General features: G+C 71.7%; 24 protein-coding genes. 12 read left to right on the forward strand and 12 right to left on the reverse strand.

Features of this window, described 5'->3' with window-relative positions; genetic code table 11:
* Positions 1-41 precede the first annotated feature (41 nt).
* On the forward strand, positions 42-341 hold the full coding sequence (locus EPL03_RS16465; protein WP_135830438.1) for an Htur_1727 family rSAM-partnered candidate RiPP: 300 nt from the start codon (positions 42-44) through the stop codon (positions 339-341).
* Positions 342-351: 10 nt separating this feature from the next.
* Here EPL03_RS16465 and EPL03_RS16470 read toward each other — a convergent pair whose 3' ends face one another.
* The 8 genes from EPL03_RS16470 to EPL03_RS16505 form a co-directional block, all read right to left on the reverse strand.
* Positions 352-2,004: a hypothetical protein gene (locus EPL03_RS16470; RefSeq protein ID WP_135830439.1), complete on the reverse strand. Its 1,653-nt coding sequence runs from the start codon at positions 2,002-2,004 to the stop codon at positions 352-354.
* Positions 2,001-3,431 carry a DUF58 domain-containing protein gene (locus tag EPL03_RS16475; protein WP_135830440.1) on the reverse strand — a complete coding sequence of 477 codons (1,431 nt, stop codon included), beginning with the start codon at positions 3,429-3,431 and terminating at the stop codon, positions 2,001-2,003. The genes EPL03_RS16470 and EPL03_RS16475 overlap by 4 nt, the downstream gene beginning before the upstream one ends.
* Positions 3,428-4,066 carry a DUF7269 family protein gene (locus EPL03_RS16480; protein WP_135830441.1) on the reverse strand — a complete coding sequence of 213 codons (639 nt, stop codon included), beginning with the start codon at positions 4,064-4,066 and terminating at the stop codon, positions 3,428-3,430. Before EPL03_RS16480 ends, EPL03_RS16475 begins: the two co-directional genes overlap by 4 nt.
* Positions 4,066-7,308 carry a transglutaminase domain-containing protein gene (locus EPL03_RS16485; RefSeq protein WP_135830442.1) on the reverse strand — a complete coding sequence of 1,081 codons (3,243 nt, stop codon included), beginning with the start codon at positions 7,306-7,308 and terminating at the stop codon, positions 4,066-4,068. Before EPL03_RS16485 ends, EPL03_RS16480 begins: the two co-directional genes overlap by 1 nt.
* Before the next feature lie 327 nt (positions 7,309-7,635).
* Complete coding sequence (locus EPL03_RS16490; protein ID WP_135830443.1) at positions 7,636-8,094, reverse strand: DUF7552 domain-containing protein; 459 nt, start codon at positions 8,092-8,094, stop codon at positions 7,636-7,638.
* A 114-nt stretch (positions 8,095-8,208) separates the two neighbouring features.
* Positions 8,209-8,655 (reverse strand): DUF7552 domain-containing protein, encoded by a 447-nt coding sequence (locus EPL03_RS16495; RefSeq protein ID WP_135830444.1) that lies wholly within the window; start codon positions 8,653-8,655, stop codon positions 8,209-8,211.
* An 86-nt stretch (positions 8,656-8,741) separates the two neighbouring features.
* Positions 8,742-9,137, reverse strand: coding sequence for a thioredoxin family protein (locus EPL03_RS16500; protein WP_135830445.1), 396 nt, complete (start codon positions 9,135-9,137; stop codon positions 8,742-8,744).
* A 47-nt stretch (positions 9,138-9,184) separates the two neighbouring features.
* The gene (locus tag EPL03_RS16505; RefSeq protein ID WP_135830446.1) at positions 9,185-11,536 is read right to left on the reverse strand and encodes a DEAD/DEAH box helicase; all 2,352 of its coding nucleotides are present in this window, start codon (positions 11,534-11,536) and stop codon (positions 9,185-9,187) included.
* A 162-nt stretch (positions 11,537-11,698) separates the two neighbouring features.
* On the opposite strand from EPL03_RS16505, the gene dps reads away from it, so the two are divergent.
* The 4 genes from dps (at position 11,699) to EPL03_RS16520 (ending at position 13,586) form a co-directional block, all read left to right on the forward strand.
* Positions 11,699-12,361 carry a DNA protection during starvation protein gene (dps, locus tag EPL03_RS16510; protein ID WP_135830447.1) on the forward strand — a complete coding sequence of 221 codons (663 nt, stop codon included), beginning with the start codon at positions 11,699-11,701 and terminating at the stop codon, positions 12,359-12,361.
* Between the two features lie 37 nt (positions 12,362-12,398).
* Positions 12,399-12,536, forward strand: a complete 138-nt coding sequence (locus EPL03_RS20180) for a hypothetical protein (RefSeq protein WP_168216292.1) — start codon at positions 12,399-12,401, stop codon at positions 12,534-12,536.
* Positions 12,537-12,699: 163 nt separating this feature from the next.
* Positions 12,700-13,089 carry a 2Fe-2S iron-sulfur cluster-binding protein gene (locus EPL03_RS16515; protein ID WP_135830593.1) on the forward strand — a complete coding sequence of 130 codons (390 nt, stop codon included), beginning with the start codon at positions 12,700-12,702 and terminating at the stop codon, positions 13,087-13,089.
* Between the two features lie 68 nt (positions 13,090-13,157).
* Positions 13,158-13,586 carry a DCC1-like thiol-disulfide oxidoreductase family protein gene (locus EPL03_RS16520; protein ID WP_135830448.1) on the forward strand — a complete coding sequence of 143 codons (429 nt, stop codon included), beginning with the start codon at positions 13,158-13,160 and terminating at the stop codon, positions 13,584-13,586.
* Between the two features lie 246 nt (positions 13,587-13,832).
* Here the strand turns inward: EPL03_RS16520 and glmU are convergent, their stop codons facing one another.
* Positions 13,833-15,014 carry a bifunctional sugar-1-phosphate nucleotidylyltransferase/acetyltransferase gene (gene glmU, locus EPL03_RS16525; protein WP_135830449.1) on the reverse strand — a complete coding sequence of 394 codons (1,182 nt, stop codon included), beginning with the start codon at positions 15,012-15,014 and terminating at the stop codon, positions 13,833-13,835.
* A 342-nt stretch (positions 15,015-15,356) separates the two neighbouring features.
* On the opposite strand from glmU, the gene EPL03_RS16530 reads away from it, so the two are divergent.
* Both EPL03_RS16530 and EPL03_RS16535 read left to right on the forward strand, forming a co-directional pair.
* Positions 15,357-16,418: a helix-turn-helix transcriptional regulator gene (locus EPL03_RS16530; RefSeq protein WP_244605296.1), complete on the forward strand. Its 1,062-nt coding sequence runs from the start codon at positions 15,357-15,359 to the stop codon at positions 16,416-16,418.
* A gap of 96 nt (positions 16,419-16,514) precedes the next feature.
* Positions 16,515-17,144, forward strand: coding sequence for a response regulator transcription factor (locus EPL03_RS16535; RefSeq protein ID WP_244605297.1), 630 nt, complete (start codon positions 16,515-16,517; stop codon positions 17,142-17,144).
* A gap of 74 nt (positions 17,145-17,218) precedes the next feature.
* Here the strand turns inward: EPL03_RS16535 and EPL03_RS16540 are convergent, their stop codons facing one another.
* Positions 17,219-17,992 carry a DNA-directed RNA polymerase subunit epsilon gene (locus EPL03_RS16540; protein ID WP_135830450.1) on the reverse strand — a complete coding sequence of 258 codons (774 nt, stop codon included), beginning with the start codon at positions 17,990-17,992 and terminating at the stop codon, positions 17,219-17,221.
* 448 nt (positions 17,993-18,440) lie between these two features.
* Between EPL03_RS16540 and EPL03_RS16545 the strand changes: the two genes are divergently transcribed.
* From EPL03_RS16545 to EPL03_RS16560, 4 genes are read left to right on the forward strand one after another with little or no spacing between them, the layout of a single operon-like run.
* On the forward strand, positions 18,441-19,361 hold the full coding sequence (locus tag EPL03_RS16545; RefSeq protein WP_135830451.1) for an ABC transporter ATP-binding protein: 921 nt from the start codon (positions 18,441-18,443) through the stop codon (positions 19,359-19,361).
* The gene (locus tag EPL03_RS16550; protein ID WP_135830452.1) at positions 19,358-21,247 is read left to right on the forward strand and encodes an ABC transporter permease subunit; all 1,890 of its coding nucleotides are present in this window, start codon (positions 19,358-19,360) and stop codon (positions 21,245-21,247) included. Before EPL03_RS16545 ends, EPL03_RS16550 begins: the two co-directional genes overlap by 4 nt.
* The gene (locus EPL03_RS16555; RefSeq protein WP_135830453.1) at positions 21,240-22,289 is read left to right on the forward strand and encodes an ABC transporter permease; all 1,050 of its coding nucleotides are present in this window, start codon (positions 21,240-21,242) and stop codon (positions 22,287-22,289) included. Before EPL03_RS16550 ends, EPL03_RS16555 begins: the two co-directional genes overlap by 8 nt.
* Complete coding sequence (locus tag EPL03_RS16560) at positions 22,286-23,410, forward strand: hypothetical protein (RefSeq protein ID WP_210425026.1); 1,125 nt, start codon at positions 22,286-22,288, stop codon at positions 23,408-23,410. Before EPL03_RS16555 ends, EPL03_RS16560 begins: the two co-directional genes overlap by 4 nt.
* Before the next feature lie 67 nt (positions 23,411-23,477).
* On the opposite strand, the gene EPL03_RS16565 is transcribed toward EPL03_RS16560, so the two are convergent.
* On the reverse strand, positions 23,478-23,711 hold the full coding sequence (locus EPL03_RS16565; protein ID WP_135830454.1) for a zinc ribbon domain-containing protein: 234 nt from the start codon (positions 23,709-23,711) through the stop codon (positions 23,478-23,480).
* A 420-nt stretch (positions 23,712-24,131) separates the two neighbouring features.
* Here EPL03_RS16565 and EPL03_RS16570 point away from each other — a divergent pair, with 420 nt between their 5' ends.
* Positions 24,132-25,109 carry a DUF368 domain-containing protein gene (locus EPL03_RS16570; RefSeq protein WP_135830455.1) on the forward strand — a complete coding sequence of 326 codons (978 nt, stop codon included), beginning with the start codon at positions 24,132-24,134 and terminating at the stop codon, positions 25,107-25,109.
* Positions 25,110-25,116: 7 nt separating this feature from the next.
* Here EPL03_RS16570 and EPL03_RS16575 read toward each other — a convergent pair whose 3' ends face one another.
* Positions 25,117-25,770, reverse strand: coding sequence for a helix-turn-helix domain-containing protein (locus tag EPL03_RS16575; RefSeq protein WP_135830456.1), 654 nt, complete (start codon positions 25,768-25,770; stop codon positions 25,117-25,119).
* Positions 25,771-25,834: the final 64 nt, after the last annotated feature.

Below are 25,834 nucleotides of genomic sequence, written 5' to 3' on the forward strand. Positions count from 1 at the left end.
ATCCGCCCCGGGAATTTCCGTCCGCGAGTCGACCGCCCGGCATGGTCGAGAAGGCGCGCCGAGCCGAGGTCGAGGAGCCGAGGCCCGACTCGACGTGGGCGGTGTTCGCTCGCGAGGACGCCGGCGACCCGGTCCGCCACGTGGGGACGCTCCCCGCGGGGGACGCCCGGGAGGCCCACGCCGAGGCGACGCGGCTGTTGTGCTGGTACGCCGACGAGGTGTGGGTCTGTCCGAGCGAATCGGTCCGGAAGTTCTCCGTGGACGCGGCCGAGGGTTCGGAAATCGGCGATTCGCCGGCTCACGAGCCGGCGGGCGACGAGCCCCGGACCCACGAGCTGTAGCCCTCGCGTCTCAGCGCAGCGCCAGCACCAGCAACACGACCGCCGCGACCGCGCCGACGAGCGCGACCGCGACGGCGGTGAACGTCCCGCCGGAGTCGACGCCGACCCAGTCGGTCGCGGTCACGCCCGCCAGCCGCGCGGCCGCGAGCGCGGCCAGCCCGCCCACGCCGACCGACGCGAGCCCGTGGAGGGGCTCGACCCGACTGCGCATCCCGCGGCGGCCGACCTCCGCGCCCAGCGTCGCGCCGAACGCCCCGACGTCGCGGACGACGAGCCCGGCGACCAGCCCGCCCAGCAGGACCCACAGCGGCGCGCCGACCGTGCCCGCGAACGCCGCGGCCGCGAACAGCCCGGTGCCGGCCAGCGCCGTCCCGGCCGCCCGGTCGCCGACGAACCCGAACAGGAACCACAGCGAGAGCGCGAACAGCGCGAGGGCCGCCAGCACCAGCACGCCGGCGACGAGTCCGAGGACGACCGTCTCCGAGCCGTAGAACGTCACGACGCCGTCGGCGACCTCGCGGACCCGCCCGGCCAGGGGCCGGTCGAGCCGCCCCGCGACGAAGCCGACCAGCGCCCGCCGAACCGCGCCGTGGACCGCGAAGACGCCCGCGAGCACGCCCAGCCCGGCGACGAGGGGCGCGTAGTCGGCCAGTACTTCGCGGACCGAGACGCGGGAGAACCGCCGGGCCAGCGCCGCGCTCACGGCGACCGCGCCCGCGACGAGCGCGATTCCGACCAGCGCGCGACGGAGCCCGGCCGCGGTCGTGAGTTCCACGAGCGGGCCGTAGGCGGCCCCCGGTATCACCTCGCGCGCGACGCCGGCCTCCTCGAAGAGGAAGACGAAGAGCCCGGCCAGCAGCCACAGCACGGTCACGACGAGCAGCCGATTCGTCGTCCGTTCGAGCGCGGCCACCAACTCGACCGCCTCGACGTCGCCGACCGTCGCCCCGCCCGCGAGCGCCCGCAGGGGCAGGGTCCGGACCGCCCGGTGGACAGCGAAACACGCCGCCGCGAACAGGACGCCGAAGCCGAGCGCGCCGAGACGGTCGGGTGCCGGCGCGACCAGCCAGTCGACCGCGTTCCCGAGGAGTTCGCCGGGCACCCCGGCAGCCCCGGACGCGACGTTCTCGACCAGCGCGCGACCGGCCAGCGCGACGAACGCGGTGACCGACGGTAGCGCCACGCCGGCCGCGAGGTCACGGGTCCGCCGCACCGACCGCCCCGTGAGGTCGCCCCGAATCGACGCGACCGCGCCGAAGACCGCGAGCGTCGACCCCCACAGCACCGCCAGCACGCCCACGATGCGGAGGCTCTGGCCGACCACGCCGGTCTGGGAGGCGGCGGGGAACGACGCCGCGAACGCCACGACGAACTCGTAGCCGACGCCGGCGGCGACGCCCGCGCCCGCCGGGACCAACAGCAGGCTCGCGGCCAGCGTCGCCGGCACCTGCCAGCGGTCGACGGCGAGCAGCCGGACCGCGACCGCCAGACAGACCGCGCCCGCCCCGGCGACGAGCGCGCCGGTCCGGACCCCGACGGCGGCGGTCAGCGCGGCGACGCTCCCTGCGGTCGCGACGAGCGCGAGCGTGGTGCTGGCGCGGGTCGGCGACCAGTTGGCCTCCCCGAGTCCGGCGTCGGGGTCGTCTATTTGTCCGTCTGTCATGGGTTGACTATCGACCGCAGCGAGCGTTCGAGCGCGACGTCCAGCGGGTCGTCGACGTCCCAGTCCACCACGGTCGCGCCGGCGGTCCGGAGGGCACGGAGCCTTGCGGCGCGCCGCGTCGCGGCCACGCGCCGGCCCGGCGAGTCCCCGGCGTCGCCGGTTCCGTCCCGCGCCCCGCCGGTCGCGTCCGGCGCGAGGACTGCGACGCGGTGGCCCCGCGCGGACAGCCCGCGGACCAGCGACGCGGGCCGGTCGTCGAGCACGGGTGAGACCAGCACGACCTGGGCGTCGGTCGGCAGGCGGGCCAGCAGCCGGCGGACCGTCTCGTCGTCCGCGACCGGGCGGTCGCCCGGCCGACCCCCGTCTGCGGTCGCGGCGGCCGACTCCCGGCTCCCGGTCGACGCCCGACCCCCGCCGAGCGACCCGCCGGTCCCGTCGTCGGGCACGTCCCCGGGGGCGTCCCGGTCGGCCGCGTGCGCGACCGCCTCGAACACGAGTTCGGCGCTCCCGACGCCGTCGGCGTCGGCCCACGGCAGGCCCTCGGCCGGGAGTGCGTCGGGCACGTCCTCGTCCAACAGCCCGAGCGCGGTGACGCTGGTCGCCACGCCGGCCCCGCCCAGCGCCTCGTGGAGCCGCTGGGCGGCGTACGCACAGAGCGTGGCCCCGTTCGGGTAGCCGGCGCTCGGCCGCGCCCGGGCGGCTGGTCGGGCGTCCACGACGACGACCGCGTGGGCCGACCGCTCCTCGCGGAACGCTACCGTGGTGAGGTCGCCGGTCTTGGCGAACCGCCGCCAGTCGACCCGACTCAGGGAGTCGCCCGGTCGGTACTCCCGGGTGGAGTGGAACTCGATTCCCTCCCCGCCCGCGTCGGTGCGCTGGGTGCCGACCCGCCGCGGGGTGGCCCGTGCGAACGGCGGCGCGGCCACCGACCGGGCACACGAGAGGGTCGCGTCGCCGCCGGCCGCGACCGAAAGCGTCGCGCGGTCGGTGGCGCTGACGGTCCGCACCCGGACGGCGGGGTCTTCGAACTCGTACTCGCCGGGCAGGGCCGCGACCGCGTACGAGAGGGTCGCGGACTCGCCCGGCCGGAGCGCGACGGCGGCCCGGGGCGAGCCCGACACCACCGCGAGTTCGTCGGGCACGCCGTCGACCACTCGGACGTCAGCGAGCGCGGACTCGCCGTCGTTGCGGACCGACAGCGTCACCGCGACCGTCTCGCCGGGCGCGGGACTCGACGGCTCGAACGACCGCTCGACGGTGGGCGGGGTCGCGTCCGACAGCGACGAGAGCGCGCCGAAGGCCACGTAGCCCAGCGGGACGACCGCGGCCGCGAACAGCCGAGGGTCGGCGTACAGCAGGCCGAGCGCGGCCAAAAACAGGGTCCCCGCGAGCCCGCCCCGGTAGCGCCGGACCCGGGTCCGGGTCATCGCTCACCTCCGAGCCGGTCGCGCTCGGCCGCGGCTTCGACGGCGTCGACGGTCCGGTTGATGCGACGTCGGCGCTCGGCCGGCGGGTCGAGCCACGCCCGGAGCCGGGCCGCCAGCGGGGCGTCGGGCCCGTCATCGTCGGCGAGGAACGCGGCCGCGAGCCGGTCGTCGGTCCACGCGCCGGTCTCGACCGCGCGGCGGGCCGCCTCCGGCTCGCGGCCGCCCGGGCGAGCGACCGCGTACGCGGCGGTGTCGGCCAGCGATTCGCGCACCATCCGGAGCGCGAGGTCGTCGCCCGAGCACGCCGCGCCGACCCGGTCGTCGAACGACCCGCCCGTCCGGGCCCGGCCGGCCGCGCTCGCGACCTCCGGCGCGGTGCCGGTCCGCGCGAAGCGGGCGGTCGGGCTCGCCCGGGCCGCCCGCTCGGCCGCGCGCGCCGCCGACCCGCCCCGCGCCGTCACGGCCGCGAACGCCAGCACGGCGAGGCCAAGCGCCAGCAGGAGCCGTCCGGGCGGGAGGGTCTCGACGAGCGGGTCGACCAGCGGGACGGCGTCGACGAGTTCGGGCCGGTAGGCGACCGCGCCCGCCGCGAGGGTCGCGAGCGCGCCCAGCCCGCCCAGAAGCCGGGTGCGCATCAGTCGTCACCTCCCGGCGTGGTCGCTTCCTCCGGGGCGTCTCGGCCCGCCGGACCGCCCCGTTCCGGTCCGTCCCCGCGCTCGGGGTCGTCCCCGCCGGCCGACTCGTCGGGGCTCGGGCGGGCGGCCCGCTCGATGGTCCCGACCGCGCGCTCGATGCGGGCCAGTCGGTCGGCGGGCGAGCGCGCGCCGTACTCCACGTCCCGGAAGGCGTCCCGGAGCGTCACCACCGCGCCGGCCGGCAGGTCGTCCTCGCGGATGGCGTGGGCGGCGAGTTCCCCCGGCGTGGTCGACTCGGGGTCGCGGACCGAGACGACGCCGAGGAAGTCGGCCCACGCCTCCCTGAGCGTCCGGTAGGAGTCGGCGTCGCGGTCGGGCGCGTCGGGCGCGGCTCGGACGCGCGAGCCGACCGACTCGTCGGCGGGGCCGGTCGCGCTGGCCCGCGCGGCCCGGACGCGCTCGCGCAACCAGGCTCGGAGCCGGCCGAGCAGTCCGCCCGACCACGCCCGGACGCGAGCGAGCAGTTCGCGGACGGTCGACTCGCCGGCCCGGAGGTCGCGGAGCGCCGCCAGCAGGCGGTCGAGCGCGGCCCGCGCGCGGCTGACGAGGCGTTCGAGCCCGTCCGCGACGCCGAACAGGAGCGCGACCGCGAGCCCCGGGACGGCTCGCACGCCCGCGACCAGCAGGCCCGCGAGGCGGCGCGGCCCGTAGCCGCGCCGCCGAGCTCCGTAGCCGAGCCCGCCGACGACCAGCGCCGCCCCGCCGAGCACCGCCGCGAGGTTCGCGAACAGCCCCGAGACGGTGGTCCGGTCGGTCTGGCCGCGGGCCGAGACGACCACGTCCGCGCTCGACTGGAACGGCAGGGCCGTCGACGCGAAGCCCTCGAAGTCGGTCCTCGCGGTCGCGCCGGCGACGTCGACCCGGGCGTCCGAGGCGGGTTCGCCGCCGTAGGTCGCGGCCACCTCGACCGGCGTTCCGGGGAGCGCCAGCGGGAGCGCGGGGGCGACCGAGACGTTCAGCCGCGGTATCTCGACGGTGGTCTCGCCGGCCACGGGGCCGCGCTCGACCCGGAGGGTCGCGTTCCCCGGCGCGTCGGGTAGTCGGACCTCGGCCCGCCCGCGCCGGTCGGTACTGGCGACCCGCTCGCCGTCGAGCACCACCGTCCCGTTCCGGACCGGCACGTCCTCGACCGTCGCGGTCACGACCACCTGCGAGTCGACCGCGACGTCGCCCGACATCGACAGCGAGGCGTCGGTGGCCAGTTCGTACTCGGTGCCGTTGCCGCCGCTTCCGTCGCCCGCGGGGCTCGACTGTTGCGTCCGGGCGTCGAGCGCGAGCGACCGGAGCGGCGCGCGCGACAGGCTCATCGGCGCGTCGAGTCCCGGCGGCACCGCGGCGACGCCGGACCCGTCCGGCGGGTCGACCCCGCCGCCGAGCGCGTCGACGTCGTCGGCCGTGCTCGCGCCGCCGTCGGCGACCGTGACGGTCAGGTTCTCGACGTAGGGCACCTGCGCGGTCACGGTCCCGTCCTCGCCGGTGGTGCCGACGCGCTCGCCGTCGAAGCGGACGGCCACGCCGGCGGCGGGGCTCCCGCCGTCGCTGACCTCGACCGTCACCGTCGCGCCCGGGACCGGCGTCCGGTTGAGCGCCACGTCGTACTCGTCGTCGTCCGGGGAGTCGTCGTCCGGTTCGTCGTCGGACGAGGAGTCGTCGTCCGGGGAGTCCTCGCCGGACGCGGTGGTCGTCGGGGCCTGTTCGGTCGTGGTCGGCTCCGAGCCGTCCGACTCGGACTCGCCGGATTCGGTCCCGGACTCGCCCGTCGTCGGGGCGTCGCTCGTCGCGGTGGCGTCGTCGCTCGCCCCGGTCGACGCGTCGCCGCCCGACGAGGACTCGCCCGTCGTTCCGTCGGCGGTGGGAGGGCCGTCGTCGCCGGGGGTCCCGTCGGACTCGCCAGCGCCCTCCGACGACCCGGCGTCGGTGGACTCCCCGGACGACCCGTTCGGCGAGAGCCGCTCGCCGGGGCTGCCGGGTTCGGTCGGCTGGTAGTCGCCGGCGTCGGTCCCGGTCTCGTTCGCGAGCGCCCGCTGCTCGGACTGGAGGCGCTCGCTGCCCGGCGTGGGGTCGAACGTCACCCACCCGACGTCCGGGAAGTACACCTCGACCCACGCGTGGGCGTTCATCTCCCGGACCTCGTAGGTGTTGGGCGCGACCCGCTGGCCGGTGGAGTAGCCCACCGCGTACCGGGCGGGCACGTCCTGAGTCCGGAGCATCGCGGTCATCGCGGTCGCGAAGTACTCGCAGTACCCCTCCTCCATCTCGAAGACGAACTCGGAGGCGACGTCGCCCTCCGGGGCGGCGGCGTCAAGCGAGTAGTTCTTGGTCGACTCCAGCCACGACTCGACGCGCACGGCGGCGTCGTACGGCGAGTCGGCGTCGGCGGTCAACTCGTCGGTGAACGTCGCGAGCTCGTCGGTGCCGTCGGGAAGCCCGGTGTACCGACGCTCCAGTTCGTCCGGATACGCCCGGCCCGCGGTCCGGAGGACGTCGGGGTCGTCGGCCGGTCGGTGGCTGACTCCCGAGTAGCTCGCGCCCGCCGGGACGCGGTCGTCGGTCGCGAACGCCCGCCGGTCGGTGACCAGCACCGAGTCGGTCGTCACTCCCTCGTCGCCCGAGAGAGTCGCGGGCCGCCAGACGCTCGGGAGCGCGGTCGCCGACCGGTTGAGCGTCACCCGGTACTCGACCTCCCGGTCGCGGAGGCCGTCGCCGGCTATCGGGCCGTCGTAGGGCCGGCGCTCGCCGGTCCGCTCCCAGCCCGAGCCGGTGTAGGCGTCGTACGCGCCGGTCCGCCAGTAGGCCGGGGCGGTGCTCTGCACGACGAAGTGGACCGAGGGGTCCTGCGAGCGGAAGGTGGCGTTCTCGCCGGCCATCGACCCGCCGACCGAGGTCTCGCCGCCCGGGTTCAGCGCGCCGAGTCCGCCGCCGGACCCGGCCCCTCCGGGAATCGACCCCTCGGCCGGGAGGCCGGAGCCGGCACCGCCGCTTCCGGGGTCGCCGTAGAGGTTCACGTCGTGCTGGGGCACGGCCGAGCCGACCGGCGTGCGCCCGAGGCCGCCCTCCGATATCGCCGGGACGACGCTGCCCGCGAGGACGACCGCCACCACGCACGCTATCGTCAGGAGCGCGCGCAGCCGGTCGCGCTTCGAGTCGCCGTCGGACGGGAGCGTCGGGAGCTTCTCGGACATGAGGTGGTCGTTCCGATGGGAGCCGACCGGGCCGAGTCGGTCGGCCGGGACGGCCGGAGTGGTTCGTCGTGCCGCGGGGACGGTCGGCGGCGCGGTTCGTTGCCGATACGTGAACGAGTCACGTGAAAAGCGTGTTGGAACGCGGGAATTTCGCGGCCCGCGTCGAGTCCCGCGGTCGCGTTCGCTCCGGTCCGAGCGTTCCGCCGGCACCACGCGCCGGCCCGGCCGGCGACACCGAACGAGGGACGCGCCCGGACCTGCCCCGCGAGAGGCGCGAGCCGACGTGACGCGGCGAGCGGACGTGACGCCGCGGGCCGACGGGGTGGTTCAGAACGTTTCGTTCAGCGCCAGTCCGACCACCGCGTCGTCGAGGGGTTCGCCGTCCTCGCGGATTCGGACGACCGGCGCGCCGGTCACCCGGAGCCACTCGTCGTCGCTCTCACCAGAGAGCCTGACGGTCGGGTCCTCCCCGCGGTCGCTCGCACCCGCGCTGGCGTCCGCGCGGTCGCGCCTCGCGCTCCGCTGCTCGGAAGCGTCGAGCGGGGCGGCGGCCTCGTCGCGGGCCACGACCGGGACGTTTTCGAGGTGCGGGTCCACCTCGCGCAGGAGGCTCCGGTACTCGACTACTAGGTCGGCTGCCGCTTCGGCGGCGGCCGGCGACGGGAACGACTGGCCCCGGACGGGGACGGGTCGCTTGCCCGAGAGCGGGCAGACGACCGCGTACTCGCCGTCGGGGTCGGTGAGGTCGTCGAGCGTCCGCTGGAGGGTTTCGAGGCGGTCGGCCATAGGGTCGGTTGCGAGAGGGCAGACCAGCCGCTAAGTAGTTTCGGAACGCGCATCGGCAGCGAGACTGATACGACAGGCCCGCGAGGTGAACGGCGGGGAGTCGGTGGTCTCGGGTCAGAGCTTCGAGTCCAGTTGGCGCTCGATGGCGTCGTCGGGCAGCGGTTCCCCGTCGCGCCGAACGTGGACCAGCGGGGCGTTGTCCATCCGGAGCCACTCGCGCTCGCCGCCGCCCGACAGCATCACCGACCGGGAGGTACGGGGCAGGCCGTTCTCGCGCAGGCCGCCGACGCGCTCGCGGGTCGAGACGAGGGTGAGCGCCTCGCCCGACAGTTCGTACACCGAGAGCCGGCGTTCGGGGAGGTCGGCGTCGGACTCCCGGAGTTCGTCCCGGTAGGTCCGCGCGAGGTCGGCCGCCGATTCGGCGGCCTCCTCGGTGGGGAATCGCCTGCCGGTCAGCGGCGCGGGGCAGTCGTCGGTGTCGGCGCACGCGACGTAGAAGTCGCCGTCGTCGTCGCACAGGTCGGCGATCTCGCGGCGGATGCTGGCGAGGGAGTCGGCCATGATTTAGGCTTGCCTAATCCAAATTAGGCCACCCTAAAAGAGGTTTCGGTCGGAGCGACTCCCGGCGAGGCGGCGCGGGCCGTCGGCTATCCCGAATACGCTTCGACCAACCCCGCCAGGGTCTCCTGGTCGACCGCGTCCTCGACACGCTCGGCGCGCTCGCCGTCGGCGTACACGTCGATGGTCGGCGTCCTCTCGACGTCGTGTTCGAGCGCGAGCTTCTGGTGGTGGACGACGTTGACCTTCGCGACCGCCGCGAACGTCTCGCGAGCGACCGACTCGACGACCGGGTGGAGGCGCTGGCCCGCGCCGCCGCCGGCGTAGTAGTGGACCACCACCACGTCGTGTGCGGCCACGGTGTCCGCGAAGTTCTGCGAGCCGTCGACGTACACGGGCGCTTTCGGGGTCTCGGAGCCGTGCTCCCGGAGGAGTTCGCGCTTCTTTCGCTCGCGGACCGCGTCGATGTCCTCGTCGTCACCCATTTGGTCGAGGGTTTCGCGGCGCTCGACTTAACTTTGCGGCTCGTTTCTCAGCGCCGAGAATCACGCCCGCTACGCCCGGCTGCGTCGGTCAGTTCCGCCAGCAGGAACCGGGCCTGCTCGCGGTCGAGCGGGTCGTTGGCGTTGCCACAGTGGGGCGACTGGACGCAGGCCGGACAGCCCCCGACCGCGCCGCAGTCGCAGGCCCCTATCATCTCGGCGGTGGTCGCCAGCAGGTCCTCGACCGTCCGGTAGCCCTCCCGGACCAGTCCGACGCCGCCGGGATAGCCGTCGTAGACGAAGACGGTGCTCGCGCCGGTGTGGGGGTGCATCGGCGTCGAGAGGCCCCCGACGTCCGCGCGGTCACAGAGGAGTTCGAGCGGGAACAGCGATATCAGACCGTGTTCGGCGGCGTGGATGCCGCCGGCGAAGTCCCCCTGCGCGCGCATCGCGGCTTCGAGGTCGTCGGGGACGGTGAAGTAGAGGGCTTTCGTCCGCAACGAGACCTCCGGAAGGTCCAGCGACTCCCGACCCAGCGTCTCTCCCGACGGGTCGCGGCGCTCGAATCCCGTAATCTGTTTGCGCACGGTCACGTCTGCGAACCGGACCGGCACGTCCTCGCGGGCCGACAGGCGCTTCTCGCGGCGGTCGGCCTCGACCGTTATCTCCTTCTCGTGGAGGACCTTCGTGTGGTAGTCGGCCCACGTCGGCGAGAGTTCGGCTATCTCGCGGTCGAGGTCGAGGTCGACCACCTCGTAGGACTGGCCCTGATGGTGGTAGATGGCTCCCGGGTGGGCGTCGGTCAGCGCGTCGTCGAACGGCAGGCTGGCGACGGTCTCGCCGTTGCGCCGGTCCACGAGGTTCACCTCCCGGTCGTCGATGGACCGGAGGCTCATCTCGTGCTGGGGGCTTCCCTCGCCGTCGTAGGTCCAGCGCACCCCGTCGTCGGTGTCTCTGCGCTCCAGCAGTCCGTCGGCTTCGAGGTCCGCGACGAGGTCCCGGAACGACTCGCCGAAGAAGCCGTCGTCGTCAGGCGAGAGCCACGTCTCGCGGGCGGCCGACAGCACGTGGTCGGGGAGGAGCTGGTCGTTCGCGGGGTTGACCACGGCGCGCTCGGGGTCGCCCTCGAACAGGTCGTCGGGGTTGTTCGCGAGGTACTGGTCGAGCTGGTCCTCGCCCGCGACCAGCGCCACCAGCGCGGGGTCGTCGCCCCGACCCGCGCGTCCGGCCTGCTGGAACGTGGCCATCCGGGTGCCGGGGTAGCCGTCGAGCAACACGGCGTCGAGGCCGCCGATGTCGACGCCGAGTTCCAAGGCGTTCGTGCTCCAGACGCCCCGAACCGAGCCGTCCTGCAAGCCCTCCTCGATTTCCGTCCGGCGGTCGTTCTTCAGCGCAGCCTGATACGCGGTCACGTCCGACGCGAGGTCGCCGTGGCCCCTGTTTCGGAGTTCGTCGGCGCTCTCCATCGCCCACTGCTCGGCGGCCTGCCGGGCGCGGGTGAACGCCAGCGTCTGGTAGCCCTTCGATACGAGGTCGGCGAACAGCCGCTTGGTCTCGGCGTGGTTGGACCTGCGGCGGCCCGACGTGCCGGCCTGCGGGTTCTCGTACTCGGGGGGATTCCACACCAGCCAGTGTTTCGGGCCGGCGTCGCTGGCGTCCTCGTCGACGAGTCGGAACGACGAGTCGTCCCGTCCAGTCACGGTCGCGGCGTGTTCGACCGGGTTGCCGATGGTGGCCGAACAGCAGACGAAGTCGGGGTCCGCGTCGAATCGCTCGCAGACGCGCCGGAGGCGTCGCAAGACGAGCGCGACGTGGCTCCCGAACACGCCCCGGTACTCGTGGACCTCGTCGAGCACGACGGTTTCGAGGCCCCGGAAGAACCAGTCCCACAGCCGGTGGGCGTGGGGCAACAGCGCGTAGTGGAGCATGTCGGGGTTCGTGAGCACGACGGTCGGCTGGCGGTCCCTGACCGCGCGCTTGTCGGACTTGCTGAGTCGGCCGGTGTACTGGGCGACCGAGACGCGGCTTCCGAACCCGAGGTCGCGGGCCAGCGCCGAGAGGGTCTCCTCCTGGTCGTTGATGAGCGCGTTCTGGGGCGCGACGTAGAGAGTGCGCCCGCCGTGGTCCATCGCGCGCTCGAACGCCGGGACGGTGTACGCGAAGCTCTTCCCGCTGGCGGTCGGCGTGGCGACCACGACGTCGTCGCCGTCCCGGACCGCCTCGATGGCCTCGACCTGATGGCGGTAGAGGCCGTCTATCCCGCGCTCGTCGAGCGCGCCCACGAGTCTGGGTTCGAGGTCGACGTCGCGAAACTCCCCGTCCCGACCCGGAACGACCCGACGGTCCTCGATCTGGGCGTCGTAGTAGGGTCGTCCGCGAAGCCACTCGATGGTCTCGTCCACGAGTCGCGGGTAGGGTCGGAGTGGCTAACCGCTTTCGCCGTGGGGCGGAACTGAACCGGGGACTCGAAACGGGACTCGGCTTTCCTAATCGGGAACCGGCGTTCCGATTTCGGGAAGAATGGTTAAGGGATTGTGAGTCGTGGTCGGGACGGGGGAACGACGATGTCCGACGAGAAGCCACACGCCAGCGGGAGTATCGAAGCGGGCGACACCAGCAAACGGGTCGGGATGGAGTCGATTCGGGAGCGCGGGCTCGACCCCGAGGAACTGCGCGAGAAGCTCATCGACGCCATCGGGGCGGAGTTCACGACCTACTACTACTACACCAACCTCCGGATGCATCTGGCGGGCCACGAGGACTACAAGGAGATAACCGAGGACGCGCGGCTCGAAGACCGCGCGCACTTCGAGTTGGTCGCGCCCCGGGTGTACGAACTCGGGGGGCACCTGCCCAACGACATCCGGGAGTTCGCCGACCGGGCGTCGTGTCCGGACGCGGAGGTGCCGGTCCCCTACGACGACGAGGGCGGGCGACTCCAGGTCGAGGACCTCACCGCCGAGGACGTCCTGGAGGTCCTGCTGGAGGCCGAGCGGTGTGCCATCCGGACGTGGAGCGAGGTCTGTGACATGACGCGGGGCAAGGACCCCCGGACCTACGACATGGCCCAGCGCATCCTCCACGAGGAGGTCGAACACGAGGCGTGGTTCGTGGAACTCCTCAGCATGGAGCGCGACGGCGAGATAAACCCGGCGGGCCACTTCGTCCGGGGCGAACCCGGCGACGCGCCCTACTCGACCAACCGGCGCATCAACGACTCGGCGTAGCGTCGACGACTCGCCGCGATTCGACCGCGCGCGCTCGGTGACGCCTTCCACCGCGGACGCGCTCGACGACGCCTTAGACCGAACTGCGCTCGGTGACACCTTCCACCGGGTCGCGCTCGGCGAACCGGACGACGGGGCGGGACTGAAAGGGGCCGCCCGGTCGCGTTCAGTGTAGTCGTCTGAGCGACCCCTATCGGCGCGCGGTTTGCGCCGATATGTCGCTCAGCGACCGCGAGCGGGCGGGGGCTTTCGAAGCCGTGTTCAGTCCGGACGTAGCTGTCGCGTCGGATTCGACGAGGACCGACAGCGAGCAGGTCGATTGTGGAGCCATCACGTTCATGCGCGTTTGCCAACTAAACAACGAGGTGACGAGCTACACCGTCGAGATAGAGGTGCCCGAGGACTGCGGCATCGAGCAGGCTGGCGAGACCGTCACCGTCGAGGTCCCCGAGACGGAGTACGTCCTCTCGGCCGCCCGAAGTCAGGGCGTCTGGCTCCCCGCCGACTGCCAGCAGGGCTGGTGTACCACCTGCGCCGCTCGACTGCTCGACGGCGAGGTCGACCAGTCCGACGCCAAGCGCTACTACGACGCCGACGAGGCGGCCGGGCTGGTTCTGCCCTGCACCGCCAAACCCGCGTCGGACCTCCGGATTCGGGCCTGCCAGTACGACGCGATGCTCGACCACCGCGCGAGCCACGACCTGCCGCCGGGGCGGTCGAAGCGGTAGCGCGCGGTCGGCGACCCGGCGATTCTCGGGCCGACCGACTTTTTCCGCCGACCGTCGTACTCCGAGCCATGGGGGAGTACCACGGCGTCCTCGTCTACGACGGCGAGTGTCCGTTCTGCTCGGCGGCCGCGACGGCGCTCAGGCGGGTGCAGGGCGTCGGCGCAATCGCGTGGGGCGACGACTCCGCCCAGTCGTTCCTCGCCGCCCAGTTCGGCGAGCCGCCATTCGCGCTCGTCTTCGCCGACTCGCGCGAGCAGCGGGTGTACATCGGCCGCGAGGCCGCCCGCGAACTCTGCGAGCGCGCGGGGCTGCCCGTGCTGATTCGGGACGTGCTGGGCGACAACTACGAGTCGATCGCCGACGCCGTCCGGACCGTGACGGGAGCGGAGGGCGACCCGGACCCGTACCACGGGGCGTATCCGATGGCCGACGAGGCGCGCGAGGCGTTCGACGACCTCGCGGCCGACGCGTGGCACACCGCGAAAGTGCGGGAGTAGGACGGGTTCGGTGCCGTGTGTTGACGTCGACTCCGGGACATCGGCAGTAGCTAGCTCCGTGGTACTACCGGTCCGGTTCGGGCAGACCGAGGCTGCGGAGACGCCGCAATCGCACTGTGACCGCACCACGACAACGACCACACCGTACCGCGCCGCGACCCCGAGCGACCGCGCCGAAACCGCCTGCAACCGCGCCGCGACCGCGCCGGCGCGCACCAGTGGCCGGTCGAAGCCGCCGCGACCGGCCTATCTGTCGCGCGTGACGGTTTCGCCGGGCGCGGTGGTCGCGTCCTCCGAGAGTTTCACGCCGGGGTTGAGGCTGGTGTTGATGCCGGTCTTCGCGCGGTCGCCGACCACGACGCCGAACTTCCGGCGGCCCGTCGACACCCGCTCGCCCTTCACGGTCATTTTTACGGGTTCGCCGTCGTGGCGGAGGTTCGCGACGTTCGTGCCCGCCCCGAAGTTGACCTCCCGACCCAGCACGCTGTCGCCGACGTAGCTCAAATGCGCGACGTGCGAGCCCCGGCCCACCACGCTGTTTTTGAGTTCGACGCTGTGACCGACCTTCGCGTTCTCACAGACGAGCGTCGCGCCCCTGATGTACGCGTTCGGGCCGACGCTCGCGCCCGACCGAATCAACGTGGGCCCTTCGACGACGACGCCCGCGTCCACAGTTGCGCCGTCCTCGACCACCACCTCGCCCCGGAGGTCGGCGTCGGCGTGGACGTCGCCGTCGATACGTCGGTCGAGCTCACCCAGCTTCCACTCGTTGGCTTCCAATAGCTCCCACGGCCGACCCACGTCCAGCCACTGGTCCAGCTCGGCGTAACTCACGTCGTATTCGTCGACGACGCGCGCGAAGACGTCGGTGATTTCGTGTTCGCCGCGCTCGCTCGCGGGCACGTCCAGCCATTCTCGCGCCTCGCCGGGAAACACGTACGCCCCCGTGTTCGCGAGGTTGGTCGGCGGCTCGGCCGGCTTCTCCACGATGCTCGTGACCGCGCCATCCGCCGTCGAGACGACGCCGTAGTTCTGTGGGTCCGCGACTCGATGGACGCCCACGCTCGGCCCGTCCGCGAACAGGTCCGCGACCGCGTCGGCGTCGTAGAGATTGTCGCCGTTCAACACTGCAAACGGCCCGTCGAGGTGCTCGCGGGCCGCCCGCACCGCGTCCGCCGTCCCCGCCTGCTCGGACTGCACCGCATAGCGCACCGGCACGCCCGCGTACTCCGCCCCGAAGTACTCCCGGACCGCCTCGGCCTCGTACCCCACCACGAATATCAGTTCGCTCGCGCCCGCCCGCACGGCCGCCTCGGCCGCGTGGGCCGCCAGTGGCCGGTCGCCCACCGGCACCATCGGCTTCGGCCGCGACCCCGACACCGGCCGCAACCGCGTCCCTTCCCCAGCCGCGAGGATGACTGCTTGCATGGACGGACGATTCGAGCGCGCCGCTTAAAGAGTCCCGGAGTCGGCCGGGTTCGGACAGGGGGCTTAAATGCCGTGACTGATACCACCGCGAGCTTTTCCCTCCCGACTATCTCTTTCGAGATAGGAGATGGGGGGCTTCGGTCGGGCCGGACGCCCCACCTCGCGACTCGCATCCGTGCGAGCCGTGGAGACGTGCCGTCCCCGCACGACACGTCCCCGGCGGCGGAAGTCCCTGGAAGGCAATGACTTAATACGTGCCGTACCGTCACCGACTGTAACTGTGGAACCGCTCGATTCGCCCGCTTGTCAGGACGCCTGACCGACCCCGACGATAGACAACGAATGAACATCGATACATCCGACAGGAAGCAGTTAGAAGCGTGTTCCAACGTCCTCCTGCTCGCACCGCTGACCCCGACCGGCAACCGCGCCTGTCTGGAACTGCTCGCTGCGACGTCGCCCCCCGAGTCCGCGAACGTCGCCGCAGTCACGTACACGCCCCCGCCCGAGACGTGGGTCTCCGACTGGCGGACCCACGTCGACGGGTTGCCCGCGGAGCTGGCGTTCATCCACGCCAACACCGTGGAGGCGACCGGGGCCGAGGGGGAGTCCGGAGTCCCGGACGACGTGCCCGTCTCGCGGGTGGACCCGAACCAGCCGATGGACATCGTCGCGCCCCTGAGCGAGCAGTTGACCCGATGGGAGGGGAACGGCAACCAGACGCTGGTCGCGGTCCAGACGCTGACCATCCTGCTGGAGTACGTCGACTTCGACACCGCGTTCCGATACCTCCACATCCTCACCCACCGGGTGCAGGCCGCCGACGCCATCGGCTTCTACCACATGGACCCGGACATCCACGACGAGGAGACGGTCAACGCGCTGAAGACGCTGTTCGACGCCGTGGTCGAGGTGAGCGACGACGGCGAGACGTGGTCGGTCAGCGAGACGTACGGCGACCGGAGCGCGACCAGCGACCACGTCCAGACCCACGACACCGACGTCTCGGCTTCCGACGACGACGGGCTGTTCGCGTCCATCCGGGAGTCGCTGGCCGGCGTGTTCTCCGGGCAGGAGCGGGCGACGCCCGACGTCGACGCCGAAGACGTCTCGCCCGGCGGGACGCCCCCGGCCGAGTCCGACGTGGACGAACTCCCCGACGAGGCGATGCTCACCGACGAGGACCGAATCAGGGAGCTACTCACCCAGTACGGGGGTCGGATGAAGCAGGCCGACGTGACCGAGGAGACCGAGTGGTCGAAGTCCACGGTGAGTCGAAAGCTCTCGAAGATGGAGGAGAAGGGACTCGTCACCCGGGTACAGGTCGGGCGGGGGAACCTCGTCTTCCTCAGCGGATACGAGCCCGAGACGGCCAAATCGCCCTTCGAGCAGGAGACCGACTGACCATGCGAACGACCACGCCACCGTCCGACGCTCGCACCGACCGGCGAGGCTGCCGACCGAGCGCTCCGACCCACATCCGTTTAAGTCCGCCCCGACATGAGTGATTCACTACAGCGTGGAAGCGACCTCCCAATCATGCCCAAGGACGCCACAGTGCTGATAGTCGACGACGAGCGACCGATAACCGACGCGTACGCCCAGTGGCTGGACGACCAGTACACGGTCCGGACGGCGTACAGCGGCTCCGAAGCGCTCGACGAACTCGACGACGCGGTCGACGTGGTGCTCCTCGACCGCCGGATGCCCGACCTCTCGGGCGAGGACGTCCTCGACGAAATCCACGAGCGGGACCTGACATGCCGGGTCGCGCTCGTCTCGGCGGTCGAACCCGACTTCGACATCCTCGAACTCGGGTTCGACGCCTACCTCGAGAAGCCGGTCTCGGACGCCGAGGACCTGCTCTCGACCGTCGAGACCCTGCTCCGGCGTACGACCTACGACGCCCAGATGCGGCGGTTCCTCTCGCTGGCGAACAAGAAGGCCGCGCTGGAGACCAAGAAGACGCCCGAGGAACTCGCCGCCAACGACGAGTACGAGCACCTCACCGAGGAACTCGCCGACCTCCGTGGCCGGCTCTCGGCCACCGCGACCGCCCTCAACGACGAGGACCTCCGCGCGGAGTTCTACGACGACGCGGCGTTCGACGACGACCCCACCGACGAGTAGGCCGCCCCGCCCGCGAGGGCGACGCCACTCGTCTCGTCGCTCGCCCCTCGACGCGGACGCGGACGTCGAGCCGATTACTCCCCGTCGCCCCGACCGGCCCGAGACTCGCGTGCGCTGGCGTCGGCCGGCCGCCGCGCGTCGAGGCTCGGTAGGTTCGGGTCCCGGTAGGGGTTCCGGCCGTAGACGGCGTCTTCGAGGCCCTGCTCGCGGAGCTGTTCTTTCAGGACGCGCCGGAGGCGGTTGAGGCTGGTGACGTTCAGGTCGTACTTTGCGACCAGTTCCGAGAACGCCGCCTCGTCGGTAATCGAGCGGAACTGGTCGTAGAGGTCGGTGAGTCGCTCGGGCGAGAGCCCGGCTATCCACTCCTCGTCGTGGAGCCCGAGGTGGCGCTCGCGCTCGCGGTCGACGACGTGGCGGATGACGACCAGCGCGACCTTCGGAATCGCGCGCTGGCTCCCGAACGCCGTGAGGTCGAGGTCGGACATGATGCCGACCACGCGGTCGCGCTGCCACGGCGTCAGCGAGAGGTCGTTGCACAGCGCCTGCGAGATGCGGAGCTTGTCGAGCCGGTGCATCCGCGAGCTGTGGCCCGCCATCGCAGAGTGGCGCTCCTCGTGGAGCCGCCGGACGCTCTCCGAGAGGTCGGCGTCGGGCGACTCCGCCCGCCCGATCTGGGTCGCGCTCGGCGTCACCGGCCCCCACTTGCGCACCGTCCGGTCGCGCTGGAGGTCGGCGCGTCCGACCGCGCCGTCGCCGGGTCGCTGGCTCAGCGGGCGCTCGAGGGCTTCTTCGTCCTCGAACGCCCCGGACTGCCACGTCGCCTGCGGGTCGGTCCCCCCGTCGGTCATCGTCTCGGCGTACTCGGCCCGGACAGTTTAAAGGTCCGCCTCGCGAAACTGCCGAGTCGGCGATACGTTCGACGCTTCGAAGCGAGCGACGCGACGACGTCGGGTCAATCCTCACGCACAGAACGAGACCGCCTTCCCGTCGTATCTACCCGTTGTCGCCAGAATCACTTAAACGAACGTCACACCGGCCCACGACGACCCGACCCGGTTTCGCTGCGGGCGGTTCCGGGACGAAGCTCGGACCACTGGCTCGGGGGTCAAATCGAGACGAGTCGGAGAATCCCGTGGCCGAAATCTCCCGGAACCGGGCCCACTTCCCTCTATATCTCCCCGTTGTCGCCAGAACCACTTAAAGGGCGGCTCGGTGGGCGCGAGACCGGCAGTCGACTTCGTTCCGCCGGCCGACCACAAAATCAAGTGCCCCCGGTGAACACTCCCCAGTATCGCGATGATAGAAGTCGAGAATCTCCGCAAACAGTACGGCGGGTTCACCGCCGTCGAGGGGAGCAGCTTCTCGGTCCCCGAAGGCGAGGTGTTCGGCGTGGTCGGGCCGAACGGCGCGGGCAAGACCACGACGCTCAAGATGCTCGCCGGGCTGATCGAGCCCACGTCCGGGTCGGCCCGCGTGGCGGGCTACGACGCCCAGGACCCCGAGATGCGCGCCCACCTGGGCTTTCTCCCCGAGGAGTCGCCGCTGTACGAGGACATGACCGCGCTGTCGTACCTCCGGTTCTTCGCGGACCTCTACGACGTGCCCCGGAAGACGGCCGACGAGCGCATCCACGACACGCTCGACCGACTCGACCTCGACCACCGCGAGCGCCCCATCGGCGACATGTCCAAGGGAATGACCCGGAAGGTCGCCATCGCGCGCTCGCTGGTCAACGACCCCGACGTGTTGGTCTACGACGAGCCCGCCAGCGGGCTCGACCCCCTCACCACCAACTACATCATCGAGTTCACCCGCGACCTCGCCGAATCGGGCAAGACGGTGCTGTTCAGCGCCCACAACCTCTTCCACGTCGAGAGCATCTGCGACCGCGTCGCGGTGATGAACGACGGTCGAATCGTCGCGCGCGGGAGCGTCGAGGACATCCGCGAGGAGCACGGCCGGACCGAGTACCGCGTCTACACCACGGTCGAAGTCGAGGGGTCGGAGCCGGTCACCCCCGACGGGGCGGCCGCCGGCGTCGGCGAGAACGGGCGCTACCGGCGCACGGTCGAGAGCATGGACGCGGTCGAGGAGACCCGCGAACTCGCCGCGCGGGCCGGCGGTGAAGTGGAGGACATCCAGACCCACACGCCCAGCCTCGAGGACATCTTTCTCGACATCGCCGAGGGGTCCCCGGACGTGGAGGGCCGGCCGTGAAGGCGGACGCGACGCTCCGAATCGCCAGGTGGGAGGTCACGAAGAACGCGGGCCAACTCGACCGCCGGACGCTCGCCGCCATCGGCGTCGTCCTCGTGCTGGTCGCCGGCCTCACGCCGCTAGTCGCCAGCGAGGGCATCTCGCTCGACGAGGGCATCTACCGCGTGGGCGTGGCCGACGACAGCCCGTACCACGACGCCGTGGTCAACGACTCGACGTTCGTCGCGGTCGAGCCCGACACCGAGGCGTTCCAGCGCGGCGAGATCGACGTGCTGATTCTTCCCGGCGGACCGCCGGTCGGGGCAGAGACGCCCAAGGGCCAGGCCGCCGTCTCGGAACTGGGCTCGACCATCCGGGCGTACAACGACGAACTGATGGTCCTCGAACCCAACCGGACCGCCGCGTTTCCGGTGAACGTCTCGCTCCGATACGCCTCCCAGAACGTCTCGGCCGCACCCAGCGGGTCGGGAGCCGCCGAGTCGCCACCGGCCACCCAGACGCCCGACGACGGCGAGGTCGCGCTCGGCGATAGCGGTGGGGGCGGCGATGACGGTGGGGGCGGCGACGGCGGTGGGAGCAGCGGCGACGACGGGAACAGCGCGACCGATTCGGACGGCCAGAGCGCGGTCGCCCCGCCCTCGGTCGGGGGCGGGTCCTCGCTGTTCGCCGCCGACAACCCCGGCGGCACGCCCGCAGACATCACGCCGCCGTTCCCCTTCGAGTCGCTGGTGCTGGCGTTCGCGTTCGTGTTGCCGATGAACTTCGTGATTCAGGCCTACGCCTCCAGCGTGCTGAACGAGCGAATCAACTCGCGGGGCGAACTCCTGCTGGTCTCGCCGGTCTCGCGGGGCGACATCGTCGCGGGCAAGACCCTGCCGTACCTGCTCGGGATGGTCGCCATCGCCACGCTGACCGCGTTCGGCATCGCGGGGCTGACCCCCGCAGGCGGCGACGCGCCGGCCGAGATAGCGTCCACCGTGGCGGTGTCGGTCGCGGCGGTCGCGCCCATCGCGTTGCTGTTTCTGGCCTGCGCGTTCGTCGGCGCGATGTTCGCCCGGTCGTTCAAGGAACTCACCTTCGTCACGGTCGCGCTCTCGGTGTTGTTGACCTCCTACGCGTTCATCCCCGCCATCTTCACCGACGTCCACCCCATCGCGGCCATCTCGCCGCTGACGCTCGTGGTCCGGACGCTCGGCGGCGGCGGGGTCCCGCTGGTCGACTACGTATTCTCGACGCTCCCGCTGTTTCTGGCCGCCGGGACGCTGTTCGCGCTCGGCGCGGGCGTCTACCGCGAGGAGGACATGTTCACCCAGCGGTCGGTGCCGCTCAAGTTCCTCGACGCGCTCGACGGCCAGATTTCGAGTCCCCGGAGCGTGGCGACGGTGAGCGCGCTCTCGATTCCGTTCGTCTTCGTCGCGGAACTGCTCGCGGTCGCGCTCCTGTTCGCGCTCCCGGTCTCGGTGTCGATTCCCGCGCTGTTGGTCGCCATCGCCGTAATCGAGGAGGTCGCCAAGAGCGTCGGCATCTACGCCGGCTTCGCTCACGACCGGTTCGACCGGTCGCTCCGGTCGGTGGCGTGGCTGGGCTTCCTGTCGGGGCTGGGCTTTTTCCTCGCCGAGAAGGCGGTCGCGGTCGCCCAACTGGTCGGGCTGCCGGAACTCGAACTCGGGCGGGCGGCCTTCGGCACCGTCACGGGGCTTGGCATCGAGGCGTCGCCGCTCGTGCTGGTGGGCCTGCTGTTCGCGCCCCTCGCACTCCACGCGGTAACTGCGGCGACGACCGCGCTCGGCGCGAGTCGGAGTCGGAACGCCTACCTCGGGTCGCTCGCGGTGGCGGTGCTGGTCCACGTCGCCTACAACCTAACGGTGGTGAACTTCCTTGGATAAGCGCCTCACGGTCGCGCGCCGGGAGCTCGCCTCGCTCCGGAGCGAGAAGACCATCGTGCTCGCCATCCTCATCCAGCTGTTCATCGCGGCGTTCTCGTCGTTCCTCGCGGTCGGACTCGTCTCGCTGTACGACCCCGGCTCGGTCTCGGGCGGATTCGAGGTGGAGTTCGCGGTGGCCGGCGAGGGCGGCGACGAGCTCGCGCCCGTGATAGCCCGCGAGGACGGCTGGCGGGCCGTGCGGTATCCCGACTACGACACCGCGATGGACGACTTTCAGTCGGGCGAGGTCCACGCCGTCCTCTACGTCGACCGACTGCCGGACGGCCGGGCCGACGTGGAGGCGGTCGTGCCCGACGGCAACGTGCGGACCACGCTGGTCGTCACGCAGGTCCGGGACGCGCTCGACGCCTTCGAGCAGGCCGAGCGCACGCGCCTCGACGCCCATCTCGAACGCACGCCGCTCGACCCGCCGGCCGAGGACGGGTCGAGCCCGTACTTCGGGTTCACCTACACCGCGTTGCTCCCGCTGTTGATGTTCCTCCCGGTGTTCCTCAGCGGGAGCGTCGCGGTCGACGCCATCGCCGAGGAGTTCGACCGGGGCACGCTCGAACTGCTCCGGGTCACGCCCCTGACCGGGACCGACATCGTGGACGGCAAGCTGCTGGCGATGGGCGCGCTCGCGCCGGTCCAGGCGGGCGCGTGGCTCGCGCTGCTGTCGCTCAACGGCACCGCCATCTCGAACCCGGTCGAGATTCTCCTCTTGGTGACCGGGCTCTCGGCCGGCGTCGTGGCGCTGGGCGCGGGTGCCGCGCTGGCGTTCCGGGACCGCAAGCAGGCCCAGTTCCTCTTCTCGATGGGCGTGTTAATCGCGCTCAGCGCGACCTACCTCCTGCCCGAATCGCCGCCGAACGCGGTCGCCAAACTCGCCATCGGGAGCCCGACGACGGCGACGCACCTCGCGGTCGCGGCCTACGTCGTCGTCTCGCTCGCGGCGTTCGTCATCCTCCGACGCGCGGTGGCGACGCGGGGGTTGGGCGAGTGAGCGAGAGAAGACACGGACCGGAACCCCGTCTCTCGGCCGACGTGAACCGCCGTCGCTTCCTCGGGGCGCTCGGTGCCGGCTGGTCGCTCCTGACGGCCGGCTGCGCGGAGTCGCTCCCGACCGCCGACCACCCGCCGGACGCGTCCGCCGTGTTCGCGGGACACCGGTTCGAGGGGGCGGAACTCGTCGTCGACTTCCGCGAGGAGATCGACGTCCAGCGGGCCGTCCTCTTCGACGGCGACACCGACGAGGAGTACGAGACGGTCGAGCGACCACGGGGGACCGCCCGATTCAGGGTCGTGTTCCCCGACCGGCTGGCGACGGCCGTCGGCAGTTCGCTCCGCGTGAAAGCCGAGACGCCGGACGGATGGGCCCGCCGGTGGATACCCGAAATAGTCCACGCCCACGTCGACGGCGTCGAAGTCCTGCCCGACGGACGCGCCCGGTTCGCAGTCGAGAACCAGGGCGAGGCACCGCTCCTCGTCCGGTTCGTCGGCGTCCACGGCGACGTTCCGAACCCGACCGTCGACCCGCAGGCCGAGTCGTTCGACCGAGCGTCGCTCGGCCTCGAACCGGGGGTCGTCGGCGTCGGGTCGAACCGACCGCTCTCGCCGTCCCGGACCGACCTCGTCGTCCCGGCGGGCGGGACCGCACCGTTCGAGACGACGTACGCGCCGTTCGCGTTTCCGGACGGAGCCGCCGAGGGCGACTGCGACGGCTCCGAGCGCACCGGCGAGGTCACGGTCGTCCACGCCTCGGGCGGGAGCGCGGCGTACACGTTCGACTACCGACTCGACGGCGAGCCGACCGGCCTTGACGGCCGGTCGGCGGCGGTCTGTGGCGGTGGCCGTTCGACTACCGACTCGACGGCGAGCCGACCGGCCTTGACGGCCGGTCGGCGGCGGTCTGTGGCGGTGGCGACTGAGACACCGCTGGACCGACGCCGGCGCGAACGGTCGAGTCCACGGACTCGTCGCCGCCGGGTCGCGGACGGTCGACGGTCGGACTGGCTCCGCTACCGGCGGGTCCGGTCGTCGTCGGTGTCCCTGCGGGCGACCCGCTCGGCCGACTCGCGGTCCATCACCTGCCGACCGTCGCGCTCGGCGGCGACCGCCGCGTAGAGGAGCAGGCCGCCGCCGACGCAGACGACCAGCATCAGCACGGCGATCGTGACTCCGAACATGGGGCCTACCCGAGGAACACGTCCACGATGTCGCTCCCGGCCGACCCGGTGTCGCGGTACAGTTCGGAGTAGCCACAGTGGACGCACGAGACGACCTGGAAGTTGTTCGTCTGGATGTCGAACATCTTGGAGAGGCCGCCGCCGGTCGTCGATATCTTGCCGACGTCGGTCTCGGTGTGGCCGCACTTCGGACAGCCGCGTTCGCTGCTCGCGGGGTCAGGGGTGTCGTCGAAGGGCATTGTCGGGGATTCTCCGAGTACCGGCAAGAACTTTGTGGGGTCTCGCCCGTCCGAATCGACGGGGCGGGTCGGCAGCCGCGAGTCGCCTCACTCGCGGCGGCGGTCGACCACGTCGAGGTCCCAGAACGCGGTGGTCGACGCCGTGGTCGCGCTCGTCGGAGTCGGACATGCCGCGCGATTCGGCGAGGAAAGACGTGAATAGGTCGACACATTTCGGCGTGCCCGGTCCGAAATTCTTAACCGAGCGCGACCGAATCACGAATCAACGACGCCCGATGAGGCCGTTCGGCTGAGGGCGCTCGGAGGGTCGACGCGAACCGAACCGCCCGCGTCGACGCTCTGCTCTCTTGCCTTCGAGCGTGATTCGCCAGCACCGCGAAAGCAAACCGTTTTCCGCCCGCTAACCGTACGCGACAGCCAATGCGAGCGTGGCTCTCGGTCTACCTGAAGGGTGCGTTCATGGGCGTCGCGGAGGGAATCCCCGGCGTCTCGGGCGGCACCATCGCGCTGATAACCGGCATCTACGAGCGACTCGTCGGTGCTGTCGCCGCGTTCGAACCGCGCGTGCTGACCGACCTGCCCCGGGCGTACGACGCCGACGCTCGCGGTCGAATCGTCGCCGTCCTCCGCGAGATGGACGTCGCCTTCCTCGCGGTGTTGTTGGCCGGGATGTTCACGTCCCTCGTGGGCGTGACCGGCATCATCGACGCGGTCCGAAATTCGCATCAGGCACTGCTGTACGCCTTCTTCTTCGGGCTTATCGCGGCGTCGGCGGTCGTGCTGTGGAGCGAGTTCCGGGTCGACACCACCGGCGAGAGGATAGTCGCGGTCGCCGGCTTCGCGGTCGCGTTCCTGCTCGCGGGAGCCTCGGAAGGCGGGTCGACGGTCTCACACGCGCCACTGTTGCTGTTCGCCGTGGGCGCGCTCGTCGTCAGTGCGATGGTGCTTCCCGGCGTATCGGGGTCGTTCCTGCTGTTGTTGCTGGGCCAGTACGAGTTCATGATAGGAGCGCTTCACGGCTTCCTCGACGCGGCGGCCGAGACCGTCCGAGGCGGGCCGCTCGACGCGCTGCTCGCGCCGGGCGTCAGCGTCGTCTCGTTCAGCGCGGGCATGGCGGTCGGCATCCTCACGTTCGCCCGCGTCGTGGAGTGGGCGCTCGCCAACCACCGGCAGGTGACGCTTACCTTCCTCATCGCGCTGATGGTCGGGGCGCTCCGGCTTCCGGTCGAGCGCGTCGTCGCTGCGGGCGACGCGTGGCCCGTCGCGCGCGTCGGCGCGGTCCTGCTCGCGGGTGCGGTCGGCGCGGCCGGCGTCCTGCTGATGGACCACTACACCGACGACCTCGAATACGGTCCCGAGGGGAGTTCGGAGCCGGCACCGACCGCGCGGACCGACTGAGGACCGATTACGTCCCGAATAGCGCCCGGAGGACCTTCGACTCGGCTTTGCGGAGGTGTTCGGACGCCGTACTCGGCGCGCAGTCCAGTTCGGCCGCCACGTCCTCGTGGGACGCGGTGCGGGGCACGTCGTAGTAGCCCAGCGCCAGCGCCGCCTCGACCGCCTCGCGCTGTCGGGCCGAGAGCGCCGAGACCGCCGTCTCCGTGGTGGTCGCGGTGCCGCCGACGCGCTCGATTTCGAACTCGATGTCGTCGGGCGCGTTCCCGTTCAGCGACTGGAGCGCGTCGTCGTCGCCCACCAACTCGAACGTGACGCCCCCGTCGTCGGTGTGTTCGAGCGGCGAGGTGACCACGACGCCGCCCTCGCGGTACGTCTCGAACAGCTCCCGGAGGAGCGGCGTGGTCTCGGCACGCACGGCGGCGTAGAACCCCCGGTCGTCGACCGGCGTCAGGTCGCACGACAGCACTTCGGGGACGTCGGCCAGTTCGGCCGCGAACGCCTCGCGGTCGCCCTCGACGTAGAAGACGTGCGCGATGGTTTGCCCGACCATGTTCCAGTGGACCATCTCCGCGAGGTCGACGTAGTCGCGCTCGGCCAGCAGCGTGTGGACCGGGTGGACCTCGGCGTCGGGCGCGTAGAAGGTCAACTGGAGGCGTCGCACGACCGGCGTCTCGCTCGCCGGCCTCTTAAAACCGCCGCGCTGATTCGGCACAACCGCTACCGCC

It is taken from the genome of Halorussus halobius (assembly GCF_004765805.1).
Taxonomy (GTDB): domain Archaea; phylum Halobacteriota; class Halobacteria; order Halobacteriales; family Haladaptataceae; genus Halorussus; species Halorussus halobius.